Source organism: Lentzea roselyniae (genome assembly GCF_039537795.1).
In the GTDB taxonomy this organism is placed as follows: domain Bacteria; phylum Actinomycetota; class Actinomycetes; order Mycobacteriales; family Pseudonocardiaceae; genus Lentzea; species Lentzea atacamensis.
This window is the reverse complement of record NZ_BAABBE010000014.1, coordinates 76058-88057: the sequence shown is the minus strand read 5'-3', so window position 1 is coordinate 88057 and position 12000 is coordinate 76058. Positions and strand designations below refer to the sequence as shown.

Genomic DNA, 12000 nt, shown 5'->3' with positions numbered 1-12000 from the left:
TCCGTGGAGTCCGATCGCCGACGCAGGCCGACGCTGGACACCGTCGCCGCAGCGGTCGGGGTTTCCAGGGCAACGGTGTCGAACGCGTACAACCGGCCCGACCAGCTCTCGTCGTCGTTGCGCGAACGCATCCTGGAGACGGCGCGCTCTCTGGGCTATGCGGGCCCTGATCCCGTTGCACGCTCTCTGGCCACACGGTCGTCAGCTGCCGTGGGTTTCATGCTGCCGCAGGGCCTGTCCGGCGCGTTCTCGGATCCGGCGCTGTCCATCGTGCTCGACGGCCTGGCCTCAACCGTCGACGGCCACGACCACAGCCTCGTCCTGATGCCCGGTGACTCCACGGGAGGCCCACGTCCCTCGATCGTGTCACGCGCACAGGCGGACGTCATGGTGGCGTACTCGCTCCCGGACTCCGCACCGGCGTTGGACGCGGTGGCCGCCCGCGGGCTTCCGCTGGTGGTGATCGACCAACCGGTGCTGCCGGGCTCGGCACGGGTCGAGGTGCAGGACCACCTGGGCGCATCGCTCGCGGCGTCGTTCCTGCTCGAGCTCGGTCACTCCTCGTTCGGCATCCTGACGTTCTCGTTACACCCGGACGGCGTATCCGGCCCCGTTTCCCACGAGCGCCGTTCGGCCGTGCCGTTCCGCGTGAGCCGCGACCGCCTGGGCGGCTACCTCGACACTTTGGCAAAAGGCGGGGTCCAACCGGACAATGTTCCGGTGTGGGAGGCGCGCGGCAGTGATCGCGAGCTCGGACGTCTCGGCGCGCGGTGGTTGCTCACCCGCACGCCACGCCCGAGCGCTCTGCTGTGCGCGTCGGACCAGCTGGCCTTCGGCGCCCTCCAAGCGGCCCGCGACCTGGCCTTGACCGTCCCGCGAGACGTTTCCGTCGTCGGCTTCGACGACGTCCCCGAAGCGACCTACAGCGACCCGCCGCTGACTACCGTGCGTCAACCCCTGGCCGAGAAGGGCCGCAGAGCGGGCGAGCTGGCACTGAAGTTACTGGCCGGCGGCAGACCGCCGCGGCCCACGAGACTCGATGTTTCCCTCGTGCAGAGAGCCTCGACGGCCCCACGGACGTGATACGCGTCACGTTTAGAGCGTTTTCGTCACCCATTTGGACGTAGGGCGGAAACAGTCGATCGACTTCGGACGATGTGTCCGTTGGGGGCAGCGGCGACCACGGTTCGTGGCCGCTTCGGTCTCCTCAAGCCTCCGTAGCTCAGTGGAGAGAGCGAGGGACTTCTAATCCCGAGGTCGCAGGTTCGAATCCTGCCGGGGGCGCAAAAATGCTGGTAGAGAGCTTATGGGCCGATCTTCTAGGAGATCGGCCCAGTGCTTATCCAGCAGTTTCACTCAGTCGGCTTCAGACCTTCCAGGGCGTCCGCCGCCCGGTGGCCCACCGACTTGCGGTTCATGTAGACGTCCTGAGTCATGCTCACCTGTGCGTGACCGAGGTAGTCGGCGATCTCCCGCGCGGACAGGCCAGCCGCATCGAGCTGCGTCGCGACGAGGTGTCGAAACGCGTGCGGATGCAGTCCTTCCCACTCCGAGCCCGCGAGCACCCCGCGAAGCGCCTTACGAGTGTTGTCCGGGTCGCGTAGCGAGCCCGAGGAGGACGGGAACACCCACTCGCCGGTCGCGGTCTCCCGACGCTTGCGGAGCACGTCCATTGCCCAGTTCGGGATCTTCAACGTCCGCATGCCCGCCATCGACTTCGTGTGTGGCTGGACGAACAGCCCGACGCCCGTGATCCGAATCACCGTGCCTTCCAGTAGGATCACGCCCTCGTGCTCACGGACGCGCGTCCAGTCGAGCGCCAGGAACTCACCAAGCCGAGGACCGACCGCCGCGTGCATGTCCACCAGGTCGATCAGGTCGAGACCGGGCGCCCGCTTGTGGTCGACCAGGTACGCCCGCAGCCGCAGGTAGTCGTCCCACTCGATCTTCGTGAGCTTCTTTCTCACCGGCTTGACCTTCTTGCTCTCCCCCAACGCCGCGACCTCGCGGACCGGGTTGGTGGGGATCGCGTCGTACCGGACGTACAGACCCATGATCGCCGTGAGCACGACCTTCGCGTGCTTGGCACTCCCGAGCCCCGCCGTGTCGCGGATCGTCCTCAGCACCCGTTCCGCCGTACCAGTCGTGATCTCGCGGCCCATGAGCGAGCCAACAGCGCCCTTGAGATCGCGATCCCAGGACTCCCGATACGTGCGCTTGGTGCGAGCGGCCTTCTTCGACTCGTCCAGTTCCGCCAGGTACTTCTCTGCGACCTCGGAGACCTTCGTACTGTCGGTGACTTCCTCCCCCACCACGGCGCGGGCACGATCGCGCAGGGCTTCCTTCAGCCGATTCCTGGCCGCGTTCTCGGTCTTCCCGGTCCGCTCGACTGGACGCGTGACACCGTCGTAGTCGCGGTAGTTGGTGAGCGCGCGGACTTTGCCGGCCGGAGTGGGGACGTACCAGATCTCGCCGTACGTCCCCAGCGGCATCGGTTGGCGCGGCATCTCAGGCCGCCCCCTGTGGCTGCGCCTCGAACCACGCCTTGACGTCCTCGGGGACGTAGCGGACGTACTTGCCGATCCGACGTCCAGGCGGGCCGTAGTTCTTCGTCCGCCACTGGTAGAGAGTCTGGGCAGGCACACCGAGAAAGTCGGCGACGTCGTTGATGCCCCACAGCTTGCTCATGATCCGGTCTCCCTTGCGTAAGTGCGTTGGCGTTCTTCCCTTCGGCCTTCTGCGATGGCCAGGGCGAGTTCACGTTCTTCGGGGCTGGCGTAGCCGGTGGCGGCGTACTGCCAGTCATTGACGACCACGACGAGTGCGGGGTCGAAGCCGAGGCGGTCGAGGGTCTCGGCAGCGCGGAACTCACGGCGTTCCTCGCGCAGGTGCTTAAAGGTGGTCGAGTAGCGCTGCGACTTGCTCAGGAAGTGGCCCCGGAAGCCGAGCATGTGCGCCCATCGGCGCAGCTTGAGCTCCTCATAGAGCGGGTTGGCTCCGAGGTCCCAAGCGGTTTGGATCATCCGGCGGTGGTGGTCGGAGACTCGCAGCAGCTCGATATCCAGTTCGGACCGGATGGGCTTGTCCGCAGCTTCGCTCTTGCCGGTGCCCTTGGTGGCGTACTTGGCCACGTAGGAAGCCAGGCGAGATTCACTGATCTCACCGTCCTCTTCGACGTTGTGAGCGTTGCTAGCGCGGATCTGCCGGACGTCGACCTGCTCGCCCCACACGACCCGAAGCGGCGTGCCGTCCGGCCGTGGCACGTCCAGCGCAACAGCGCGGGCAGCCTCGCGGATGCAGTGCTCAAGGAGTTCGGTCGTGGCCCACAGCGGGGTGGCGTCGGTGGCGCCCTCGGGTCCGTCGACACGCACGACAGCGTGAAAGTGGACCAGGCCACGACGCTGGTACTCCGCGACCTTCGCGTACGAGACGCGAGCGTGGTCGCCGAACTCGCGCACGGTGAGCCCGACCGACTTCGCGAGCGTGCGGCGCAGCGCTTGGGCGAAGCGTGCCCACAGGGCGCCCACGTTGGCCTGCCACAGGATCGTGCCGACGTAGTCGTAGTTGTCTGGGTTGATCGGCGTACCGATATTCGGGTCGGCTGGGTGGTGGTAGGCACCGCAGCCACAGGGGACTGTCTTGCCGCGTGCGGTGCGGCGAGCGCTGTGGACCTTGCCGAAGCTCGGGGCGGTGAGCGTGGCGAACACGCGAGGCTTCTCACCCACCGTGGCAGGGATGCCCTTGGAGCCGCCCGCGAGCCCGGCATGCAGCAGGTGGTAGGCGTCTGCGGCGTAGCGGTCCGAGCAGGCCGGGCAGACGGACTCGCGGCGGTTGCCGCACGGGACGAAGACGTTGCCGCCGTAGTGCGCGAGCACGTTCCCGGTTTGGGCGTGGTGGAGCTGCCAGGCTCCGAACAGCGTAATGGGCTGAGCGCAGCCACCGATACGGACGACCTTCTCGCGCCAATCCTGGTAGTCCGCCTCACGCAGGCGAGCGGCGATGCGGTCAGCGAGCGAGAGCACCACGACGGTAGTCCTCCTTTCGTTGGGGCAGCGTGAGAAGCGGGGCACGGCTCGGGGAAGTGGCCGTGCCCCGCTCATGTGGGCAGGTGAGGGGTTGTCCTGCCGGGGTCAGGTGAAGGCGTGCCCGTTGCGCTGCTGGACCTCTGCGGCGATCTGAGCAGCCATCGCGGGCGCGACCTTGACCACCTCGCGGACGTCCTCAGCGGTCAGATCACGGCCCGCCGCAGCAACTTCCGCAGCTTTAGCCCGCACTGGGCCAAGTACGGATTCAGGTAGCCGCAGCGGTTTCGCTGTCGGCGGCACGACGCGCGGCACTGGCGCTACGAGTGCGGTCGATGGTTCGGCCGGCCGCGCGGTGCGGGCGTCGCGGTAGGCGCGGGTGATGGCCTCGTTGAACTTGTGCTGGATCACCGGCATGACTTCGGCGACGCCGAACACCACCACGGGCACGATGATGTGGATGGCGAGGTTGCCGCCGTCGAACGGTTCGGTCCCGGCCAGCCAGGGTGCGAGCGCGGGCCAGACGTTCATCACCAGCGTGGAGGACAGCAGTACTTTCTTGAGCCGCCCGGCCCAGACGTCAGTGAGGGTGAGGCCACGCGAGAGGATCTCGGCCTCGAACATCAGCAGCATGATCAGGATTCCCGCGAGCATCGGTTCGGCGAGCCACGCGGCCCACCACAGTGGGTCGGTGTGGGTGCGGTGCCCGGCCAGGAAGTCCTGGACACCAGCGGTCGTGAACGCGAGACCGAGCGCGAGGAAGAACCACATGCCGCGCGTGATCGTCCGCCGCTGGGCTTCGATGCGGACCGCGACCATGTCGGGGTCGTCCACCAGGCCTCGCAGGTGGGCGGATTCGGCCCTCTTACGGCGCAGGTCAACGACTCGTTTCGTGACCCCGGCCGCCTCGTTGATCTCGTCAGAGTCGTTGTCCTGCATGGGGTTTCAGCTCCCTTCGTGGAAATGGCGTGCGTTCCAGCGCCACTCGGCGGCAGTGGCTTCGAGCAGGCCCGCGACCTCATTGCAGATCTCGGCCGCACGCGTGTGCTCGGCCGTGGTGGGTTCCTCGCGCCGTTCAGCGAGCCCTTTGGCCAGCAGCGCGGAGAGTTCGTCGGTGAGGTGTGGAAGGCGTGCGTCGAGTTCGTGCATGGCCTCGTTGAGCACGGGTTCACCGTCCTTCGCGATGCTCAGCCGACAGCCGCGCCCAGTGATCGGACTCGTCGGCGTAGAGCACCCGCAGCTGGTGAGCGAGTTCGGCCGCCTCGGTCGCGTAGGGCTCGGGCAGGGTGCCGTTGTCGTCGGCGTGGTGGCGGATCAGGTCGTCGTAGTCGTCAGCGAGCCGCCGCACCGAGGTGGACTCGCCGGGGCGCAACACTGCGGTCATCGCGCTCAGATCCTTTCCCTGTCGAGGTCGGCGAGACGCCGGTAGTACTCCGACAGCTGCCCGTACAGGCCGGAGATCTCGTCGGCGACGTTGGCGAACTGCCGCCGCTCATCCGAGGTGACCGGGCCGTGACCGATGCGGTAGCAGCGCATGATCAGGTCGTTGCGTTCGTCGAGGAGCTGTTCCACGCGGGCCATCGCGTCGAACGCGTCGTCGGTGATCATCGGGGCCTCCTGATCCGCAGTGCCGACCAGCGCTCCAGCAGGCCGTTCCCGCCCGGTGTGAGGGTGAGCCGGTGCACCTCGCGGGTGATCGCTCCGTGGCGCAGCGGCAGGACCGGACCGAGCCGGGCGAACCGTTGCGTGAGAAGGCTTTCCGCCACTTCTGCCTCAGCGTCAGGTGCGTAGCGGCAGCGTTCGCCCGGCTCGATACGGACGATGCGGTCGTTGTGGTCCAAGCGCCCGTAGCGGCCGTCACGGATCTCTGCGAGAAGCTCGGCCGCCAGGTCGGGTTTGCCGCCGAACCCGAACGCACGCGCGGCCTGGCGCGCCAGGACGGTAGCCGCGGCTTCGATCGAGTTACCGCTGAACAGGTCGATCTGACCAGGGTCGTTCGCGGCCGGCAAAAAGCGTCGGGTCATGACCGCTCACCTCCACGCACCCGCTCGTGGAAGTCGCGGCCGAGGGTGGAGCTGATGAACAGCGTCAGCACGTGGTCACGAGGAGGCCAGCCGTCCACGTTCACCCACCGGCCCCGGCCGGGCACCAGCACGCGAGCCCCGAGCAGCGCGGTGACGGCGTGCTGGTCGCCGAGGTCGAGCCGAACGCCGGTGCGGGCGTCGGTGAGCCGGTAGGCGCGGTCGAGGGTGAGCGAGAACCCCAGCGCGTTGTCGTCGACCTCCGCAAGCAGCCGCAGCACCGTGGCCGGGTCGAGGTCGCGGCAGCGGGCCAGCCACGAGGCCGGGGAACCGGGACCCGTGAGGCGGGGCAGCGTGGTCATCGTGACCACCGCCGGTCGGTCTCCTCGCGCTGGTACAGGCTGCCCAGCGTTGCTTTCAAGCCCCACAAGCCCAGCCCGACAGCGAGCACCGCGAGAATGAACGCGCCGTTGAAGCCGCCCCACAGGTACAGCACGACCAGCACGGCCGCGCCGACGGCGGCCCATTTCACGATCTGCCAGCACGCCCAGAAGGCGAATCCGATCCTCCACATGTCAGGCCACCACCTTCAGGCCGCCCGCGCGGCCGGTCGTCACGAAACTGATCAACTCGCCGATCTCCGCGTCGTCCACATAGGCCGCGCGCACCCGCATGGGCAGCCGCGACTTCGGCCGCAGCACGTAGCCGATTCCCGCCGTAGCGGGGTCGTTCGGAATCTCGTCCGCCAGCGCGCCACGCAGCCGGGCGCCGTCGCCCAGGACCATGTCCGGGTGTCCGGCCGTGGTGACCCGCAGGCAGATCCGCACGGTGAACAGGTCCCGGATCGGCACCGTGTCCTTGGTGGGCTCCTGGACGTAGCCGAGCATCGAATGCCCGGTAGCCCGGCCCTGTGTGCCCACAATGGACAGCAACTTGCGCAGCTCCTTCGCGACCGCGTAGTCACCGAAGGACAGCAGCGCGCCCAGCTCGTCCATCACCAGCAGGTTCAATGGCGTCTCCACGCTGGGCGTGAACTTCCGCTTTCCCTGCTCCGCCAACGACTCCTCGGTCTCCCGCAGGTCCTCCACGAACGCACGGACCACCGAGACGCAGTCGTCCAGATCCGAGGCGTAGGCGTGTGAGATGCCCTCGGCCTTGGTCAGCTCCATGCGCTTGGGGTCCAGGGTGTGCAGCCGCACGAGGCCGTCGCGGATCATCGGCGCGAGCGAGCGCAGCGGACCCCACGCGAGCGAGCCCTTACCCGAGCCAGTCGCGCCCGCGACGAGCCAGTGCTGACCGATCAGCGGTTCGCACCAGTCCCCGCCGAACTCGTTCTCACCGAGGAACAACGCGGACAGGTCCACCGCGTCGCTGTCCCACAACATCGCCGGGGCCTCGATCACCTCAGTGAACGACTCGCGGCGTTGCACGATCAGCGCGAGCACCTGCGGTTTGATCCGCTCGACCCCGACCCGTTCGGCGTTGAGCGCCACCGTGAGCGCGTCGGCCTTGTCCTGCCACTGCGCGGGAGTCTGGCCCGGCACCATGCGCACGTAGACCGTGTCCACAGTGGCCGACGATGACCGCACCTTGATCACACGCGGGACCTGCTGAACGCCGGTCTTGCGATGCGCCGGAGCCAACTCGCACGCTGTGGTGACGTCACGCCAGCGGCTACCGGAGTAGCGCGAGAACCACCGGCGCCGCAACGACCGCAGATGCGGGGCCGCGAACCGGTCGAAGCTGTCCGGATGCGCCCGGTACCAGGCCAGCAGGCCCGCCGTGGTGCTGCCCACCGCGACACCGGTCGGAGTCGGCCCGAACTGCAGCGCAGACCCCGCCAGCGCCAGCGGCACACCAGCCTCGACCGGGTTGCGTACCGCCCACTTGATCGCCCGGACCTCTCCCCCAGGCTTGCGATTCGAATAACTCTTCATATCAACCCCTTGTGCGTGATCGGGTCGGCGAACCAGCCCCGGCAAATCACGCGGATTCATCGGGGCCGATCACGCCATCGGGAATTCCGTCACTCGGGACGGACTTTCGGAGCCACGTCGGTCACTCCCACCAGCAAATCCCCGGTGGCCAGACGTGCCCTCTCGTACAACCTCTTGAACTTGCCGGAGTTCGTCGGGATGCCCCGCAGCGTCTCCCGCAGCTGCGTCATCGCGGCAGTCAGTTCCTCGGTCGCGTTGTCCACCTGAATGCGGCTCATGTCAGAGGCCCCATTCCCGCGACACCAGGTCGCCCTCGTGCTTCTTGGCTTCCTGGCGGACCGAGTCCAGCGCGGCGAAGGCCTTACGGTGCATGGACTTCAGCTCGTCCTGCGTCGGCACCGTGAACCCGGTGTGCGTCGCGGAGTCGTCCACCCGGTCGATCACCTTCATGACCGTCGTGAACGCTTCCTCGACCATGTCCATCGCGCCGATAAACTCGCCGTACTTGCGAATAGCCCGCGCATTACGGATGTCAGCGATGATTCCGGCCATTCGTTCACCCTTCCTTTTCGTTGAACCACGAAGACCCCCGGAAACGGGCTGTACAAGACACTTCAGCGCCGGGGGCCAACGTCATCCCCGGTGCACACGGCACCGGAAAAAGGCATGGGTGTATCCACTATGGAATTCTCAAAGGACGAACGGGAACCACTGCTATTCGGCAACGCCGCCTATCCCGCGTGGATCACGCAAGGTGGTTCGACGGGCCACAGAGGCCCTGCACTACGGACGCACGGGGGCGTCAGGCGAGCTTGCGCAGCCCAAGGGCGCGGTACGCGACACCCGCGACGTTCTCGCCACGGCCGTTGCGGAACGAGTAGAACGACGCGCGAGGGTCGATCAACTCGACCGAGTCGCCGTCCTCGAACTCGTCACCGGGGTCGGTCGACAACGTCACGCGGATCTCCTCCCCCTTCTGCCCCGGCTGCTTCTTGAACAGCGACACCACGTACTGGCTCGCACCGTCCTGGTCCGTCACGATCTCGGTGTGACCGTCGACCTCACGCGTCTTCAGCTCCGGCGCCTCGGTCAACATCAGACGCGTCTCCGACATGTCCAGCTTCTGGTTCTTCATCGCAACCTCCATCAGTACGTTGACCCACACTAATATAGCTCAACCTATGTCATCACTTCCTGCTCCGATCGGGTGATCTATGTCAGGCTGGTGCAACGACTAGAATCGAGGAATGAGCGAGACCGTGGGCGTTGCCGCCTACCAGCGCGTCGTTAACACGATCAAGGCCGCAATCCGAGGCGGCAGTCTTGCGGTGGGAGACAGGCTGCCTGGAAACCGCGCGCTTGCCGACGAGCACGGTGTAGCTCTGGGCACTCTTCAGAAGGCACTCAAGGTGCTCCAGGACGAGGGCTGGCTGGTGACCACCCCGACGGTCGGTACCTTCGTCAAGGCCATCCCCGATCAGGATGAGCGCGGTGGCGATCTCGCCGCGATCCTGAGGCAACTCGACGTGCTCCAGGCCAAGGTGGACGACGTATCTAGCCGTCTTCGTCGGCTGGAGGACGCTGCGGAGCGCTCGTGATCGCGCCCTGTTCGAGGACACTCAGCCTGGCATCCAGGCCGTCCACGTGCGCTTCCAGGCGTAGGAGCCTTCGGAGGATCGGGGCCAGTTGGTCCGGGTTCGCGTTCATGTCATCAACTCTCATCCTTCGAGCTGACCTCAACCCGGAAAAACTTTCCGGGGTCCCTCGCGCGAAGTTCGAGAGGCTTGCTTCATGCGTGGCATGACGGAGTCCCTGACCATCGGTGAACGCGTCGCGTGGTACCGCCGCAGGCGCGGCCTCTCACAGGAGGTTCTCGCAGGCCTCGTCGGTCGCACTACCGACTGGCTTCAGAAAGCGGAGAACAACCGTATCCAGCTCGACCGCTTGTCGCTGATCCGAGCACTTGCGGAAGCCCTAGATGTGCCCGTAAGCGATCTGCTTGGTGAGCCGACGCTGCTCGACTGGACCTCTGAGTCAGGCACACAGACCGTGCCGGCATTGCGTGCCGTCCTGATGGACTACAGCCAGCTATCCCCACTGCTGTTCACCGGACCGCAGCACGGTGACGTCATCGGCCCGGACGAGCTCCAGCGGCAAGTCGGCAGCATCTTCTCCGCCTACCAGGCGTCCAGGTTCGGGTATGTGACCGCACGTCTCCCCCAGCTGCTGAAGGACGCTGTCAGCGCGAGCCGAGCCCATGAAGGTGTTGACCTCCAGCGCGTACGCGGCCAGCTTGCGCTCTGCTACCAGGCAGCCGCGTCAGTGCTTACCAAACTCGGAGAGGCCGATCTCGCGTGGGTAGCCGCAGAGCGCGGCTTGCGCGAAGCCGAAGCAGCCGGGGACCGTCTGATCCTCGGATCGTTGCTCCGATCCGTCACTCACAGCCTTCTCTCGACAGGCCAGTTCATTCCCGCGGTGAGCTTGGTTGAGCGCGCTTCGGACGTTCTTCGGCCCGAGCTTCGTTCTGCGGACGGACCGCTGCTCTCGATCTACGGCTCCCTGTTCCTCGCAGGCGCCATGGCGGCCTCACGCAGCGAAGATCGTGCGACCACGCGCACTTTCCTCGACGAGGCCCAGCACGCCGCCGATAGGCAGGGCACCGACGCCAACCACCTGTGGACAGCTTTCGGGCCAACGAATGTGGCAATCCACCGCATGAACACGGCCATGGAGCTAGGAGACGTGCAGGTCGCGCTTGATCTCGGCCCTACACTCGACACCTCCGGACTGCCCCTCGAACGGCAGGTCCGGCATGCGCTCGATCTCGCTCGTGCCTACAACTTGCGTAATCGATCCGACGACGCACTCGCGATCCTCCTAGATGCCGAGCAGATCGCCCCGGAACAGGTGCGTCACCACTACCTCAGCCGCCAACTCGTGTTGTCGTGGATGCGCACGCAACGCACCAGCCCCACGTCGTTGCTCGCGGGACTCGTCGACCGCATGAAGTTGCGCTAGCCGCGTAGGGTCGTCCTCGTGGGTAACACGGCAGACAACTTCGCAACGCCTCGGATGGCTGCCGGGGCGTTGTTCGTTGACGGCGACCGAGTGCTGATGGTGCGGAAGACCTACGGCGAGCGCTGGGACCTCCCCGGCGGCTATGTCGACAACGGGGAGTCACCTGCAGCCGCGTGCAAGCGCGAGATCTCGGAGGAACTCGGACTCGACTGTCAGGTCGTTCGACCGCTGGTGATTGACTGGGCGCCTCGCGAGTCCGAAGGCGACAAGGTGTTGTGGATCTTCGACTGCGGCCAGCTTGGTACGGAGTCAGCACGTATCCGCCTCGACCCGACTGAACTCGATCATTGGGAGTGGGTCCCGATCGAACGTGTCCCCGACCGCGCGATCCCTCGGCTGGCACGTCGCATCCGGCACGCCTACGACGCCTACACGTCTGGCGAGGTCATGTACCTCGAACACGGAACCCTTCCCGTTCCGGTGGGTGGCGAAGGTGCCGGATGACCTGCCGAAGCACTCTGTGAGCGTGGCAGGAGTCGTAGTCGACAGCTCCGACCGCGTGCTTGCCATCCGACGCCGAGACAACGGCGACTGGCAGGCACCAGGCGGAGTTCTTGAACTCACCGAGTCCTTTGAGGACGGCCTACGCCGCGAGGTCGCAGAGGAAACCGGTGTCAGTATCGAGGTCGAACGGCTCACCGGTGTCTACAAGAACCTGACTTTAGGCGTCGTTGCCCTTGTTTTTCGTTGTCAGCCAACGACCTCTGCAGCCGAGCGCACCGACGAAGCATCCGAGATTCGCTGGATGAGCCTGGACGAAGTGCGTGAGTATATGAGCCCGGCGTTCGCCGTCCGGGTTCTGGACGCGTTCGCTACTCAGACCAGCGTCCGCACTCACGACGGCGTGAACCTGCTCCGCGCCTAGACCCTCTGTCCTGTGTGTTCAGAGTTTCTTTACTTCATCAAGGCGGCCCCTGCCGGGGCCGCTCGCGCCGCTGTGCC

The 12000-nt window shown here is 66.4% G+C and carries 19 protein-coding genes and 1 tRNA gene; 6 read left to right on the top strand and 14 right to left on the bottom strand.

The genetic code is table 11. The features are described 5' to 3' along the window. Positions 1 to 3 precede the first annotated feature (3 nt). Positions 4 to 1083 carry a LacI family DNA-binding transcriptional regulator gene (locus ABFX45_RS25150; RefSeq protein ID WP_109640773.1) on the top strand — a complete coding sequence of 360 codons (1080 nt, stop codon included), beginning with the start codon at positions 4 to 6 and terminating at the stop codon, positions 1081 to 1083. Positions 1084 to 1211: 128 nt separating this feature from the next. Beyond that, positions 1212 to 1284, top strand: a tRNA-Arg gene (locus tag ABFX45_RS25145). Positions 1285 to 1352: 68 nt separating this feature from the next. On the opposite strand, the gene ABFX45_RS25140 is transcribed toward ABFX45_RS25145, so the two are convergent. From ABFX45_RS25140 to ABFX45_RS25075, 14 genes are all read right to left on the bottom strand, one after another. Then, a complete protein-coding gene (locus tag ABFX45_RS25140; RefSeq protein WP_346132318.1) occupies positions 1353 to 2507 on the bottom strand; it encodes a site-specific integrase in 1155 nt (384 codons plus the stop codon). 1 nt (position 2508) lies between these two features. Next, positions 2509 to 2688, bottom strand: a complete 180-nt coding sequence (locus ABFX45_RS25135) for a helix-turn-helix transcriptional regulator (RefSeq protein WP_428834185.1) — start codon at positions 2686 to 2688, stop codon at positions 2509 to 2511. Further along, a complete protein-coding gene (locus ABFX45_RS25130; protein WP_346132316.1) occupies positions 2685 to 4025 on the bottom strand; it encodes a replication initiator in 1341 nt (446 codons plus the stop codon). The genes ABFX45_RS25135 and ABFX45_RS25130 overlap by 4 nt, the downstream gene beginning before the upstream one ends. A 105-nt stretch (positions 4026 to 4130) precedes the next feature. Beyond that, complete coding sequence (locus ABFX45_RS25125) at positions 4131 to 4961, bottom strand: hypothetical protein (RefSeq protein WP_346132314.1); 831 nt, start codon at positions 4959 to 4961, stop codon at positions 4131 to 4133. Between the two features lie 6 nt (positions 4962 to 4967). Next, complete coding sequence (locus ABFX45_RS25120) at positions 4968 to 5186, bottom strand: hypothetical protein (protein ID WP_346132312.1); 219 nt, start codon at positions 5184 to 5186, stop codon at positions 4968 to 4970. 4 nt (positions 5187 to 5190) lie between these two features. Continuing rightward, positions 5191 to 5406 carry a hypothetical protein gene (locus ABFX45_RS25115; protein ID WP_346132310.1) on the bottom strand — a complete coding sequence of 72 codons (216 nt, stop codon included), beginning with the start codon at positions 5404 to 5406 and terminating at the stop codon, positions 5191 to 5193. A gap of 5 nt (positions 5407 to 5411) precedes the next feature. Further along, a complete protein-coding gene (locus ABFX45_RS25110; RefSeq protein ID WP_346132308.1) occupies positions 5412 to 5630 on the bottom strand; it encodes a hypothetical protein in 219 nt (72 codons plus the stop codon). Beyond that, positions 5627 to 6046: a hypothetical protein gene (locus ABFX45_RS25105; protein WP_346132306.1), complete on the bottom strand. Its 420-nt coding sequence runs from the start codon at positions 6044 to 6046 to the stop codon at positions 5627 to 5629. The genes ABFX45_RS25110 and ABFX45_RS25105 overlap by 4 nt, the downstream gene beginning before the upstream one ends. After that, on the bottom strand, positions 6043 to 6405 hold the full coding sequence (locus ABFX45_RS25100) for a hypothetical protein (RefSeq protein ID WP_346132304.1): 363 nt from the start codon (positions 6403 to 6405) through the stop codon (positions 6043 to 6045). The genes ABFX45_RS25105 and ABFX45_RS25100 overlap by 4 nt, the downstream gene beginning before the upstream one ends. Further along, entirely contained in the window at positions 6402 to 6617 is a 216-nt protein-coding gene (locus ABFX45_RS25095) for a hypothetical protein (protein ID WP_346132302.1), read from the bottom strand. The genes ABFX45_RS25100 and ABFX45_RS25095 overlap by 4 nt, the downstream gene beginning before the upstream one ends. A 1-nt stretch (position 6618) precedes the next feature. Next, complete coding sequence (locus tag ABFX45_RS25090; protein ID WP_346132300.1) at positions 6619 to 7980, bottom strand: FtsK/SpoIIIE domain-containing protein; 1362 nt, start codon at positions 7978 to 7980, stop codon at positions 6619 to 6621. Between the two features lie 89 nt (positions 7981 to 8069). Further along, positions 8070 to 8258: a hypothetical protein gene (locus ABFX45_RS25085; protein WP_346132299.1), complete on the bottom strand. Its 189-nt coding sequence runs from the start codon at positions 8256 to 8258 to the stop codon at positions 8070 to 8072. Position 8259: 1 nt separating this feature from the next. Further along, the gene (locus ABFX45_RS25080; RefSeq protein WP_346132297.1) at positions 8260 to 8532 is read right to left on the bottom strand and encodes a hypothetical protein; all 273 of its coding nucleotides are present in this window, start codon (positions 8530 to 8532) and stop codon (positions 8260 to 8262) included. A 250-nt stretch (positions 8533 to 8782) separates the two neighbouring features. Further along, positions 8783 to 9115, bottom strand: a complete 333-nt coding sequence (locus ABFX45_RS25075) for a hypothetical protein (protein ID WP_346132295.1) — start codon at positions 9113 to 9115, stop codon at positions 8783 to 8785. A gap of 112 nt (positions 9116 to 9227) precedes the next feature. Here ABFX45_RS25075 and ABFX45_RS25070 point away from each other — a divergent pair, with 112 nt between their 5' ends. From ABFX45_RS25070 to ABFX45_RS25055, 4 genes are all read left to right on the top strand, one after another. Further along, entirely contained in the window at positions 9228 to 9578 is a 351-nt protein-coding gene (locus ABFX45_RS25070) for a GntR family transcriptional regulator (protein ID WP_346132293.1), read from the top strand. A 202-nt stretch (positions 9579 to 9780) separates the two neighbouring features. Continuing rightward, the gene (locus tag ABFX45_RS25065; RefSeq protein WP_346132291.1) at positions 9781 to 10998 is read left to right on the top strand and encodes a helix-turn-helix domain-containing protein; all 1218 of its coding nucleotides are present in this window, start codon (positions 9781 to 9783) and stop codon (positions 10996 to 10998) included. Between the two features lie 18 nt (positions 10999 to 11016). Further along, positions 11017 to 11502: an NUDIX domain-containing protein gene (locus ABFX45_RS25060; protein ID WP_346132289.1), complete on the top strand. Its 486-nt coding sequence runs from the start codon at positions 11017 to 11019 to the stop codon at positions 11500 to 11502. Further along, positions 11492 to 11923: an NUDIX hydrolase gene (locus ABFX45_RS25055; RefSeq protein ID WP_346132287.1), complete on the top strand. Its 432-nt coding sequence runs from the start codon at positions 11492 to 11494 to the stop codon at positions 11921 to 11923. Before ABFX45_RS25060 ends, ABFX45_RS25055 begins: the two co-directional genes overlap by 11 nt. The last annotated feature ends 77 nt before the right edge of the window (positions 11924 to 12000 follow it).

Bases quoted from the DNA above. Each gene is read 5' to 3' on its own strand.
- ABFX45_RS25115 (WP_346132310.1), bottom strand. From the start codon at position 5,406: ATGACCGCAGTGTTGCGCCCCGGCGAGTCCACCTCGGTGCGGCGGCTC.
- ABFX45_RS25070 (WP_346132293.1), top strand. From the start codon at position 9,228: ATGAGCGAGACCGTGGGCGTTGCCGCCTACCAGCGCGTCGTTAACACG.
- ABFX45_RS25100 (WP_346132304.1), bottom strand. From the start codon at position 6,405: ATGACCACGCTGCCCCGCCTCACGGGTCCCGGTTCCCCGGCCTCGTGG.
- ABFX45_RS25125 (WP_346132314.1), bottom strand. From the start codon at position 4,961: ATGCAGGACAACGACTCTGACGAGATCAACGAGGCGGCCGGGGTCACG.
- ABFX45_RS25135 (WP_428834185.1), bottom strand. From the start codon at position 2,688: ATGAGCAAGCTGTGGGGCATCAACGACGTCGCCGACTTTCTCGGTGTG.
- ABFX45_RS25075 (WP_346132295.1), bottom strand. From the start codon at position 9,115: ATGAAGAACCAGAAGCTGGACATGTCGGAGACGCGTCTGATGTTGACC.
- ABFX45_RS25105 (WP_346132306.1), bottom strand. From the start codon at position 6,046: ATGACCCGACGCTTTTTGCCGGCCGCGAACGACCCTGGTCAGATCGAC.
- ABFX45_RS25085 (WP_346132299.1), bottom strand. From the start codon at position 8,258: ATGAGCCGCATTCAGGTGGACAACGCGACCGAGGAACTGACTGCCGCG.
- ABFX45_RS25140 (WP_346132318.1), bottom strand. From the start codon at position 2,507: ATGCCGCGCCAACCGATGCCGCTGGGGACGTACGGCGAGATCTGGTAC.
- ABFX45_RS25090 (WP_346132300.1), bottom strand. From the start codon at position 7,980: ATGAAGAGTTATTCGAATCGCAAGCCTGGGGGAGAGGTCCGGGCGATC.
- ABFX45_RS25065 (WP_346132291.1), top strand. From the start codon at position 9,781: ATGACGGAGTCCCTGACCATCGGTGAACGCGTCGCGTGGTACCGCCGC.
- ABFX45_RS25095 (WP_346132302.1), bottom strand. From the start codon at position 6,617: ATGTGGAGGATCGGATTCGCCTTCTGGGCGTGCTGGCAGATCGTGAAA.
- ABFX45_RS25110 (WP_346132308.1), bottom strand. From the start codon at position 5,630: ATGATCACCGACGACGCGTTCGACGCGATGGCCCGCGTGGAACAGCTC.
- ABFX45_RS25080 (WP_346132297.1), bottom strand. From the start codon at position 8,532: ATGGCCGGAATCATCGCTGACATCCGTAATGCGCGGGCTATTCGCAAG.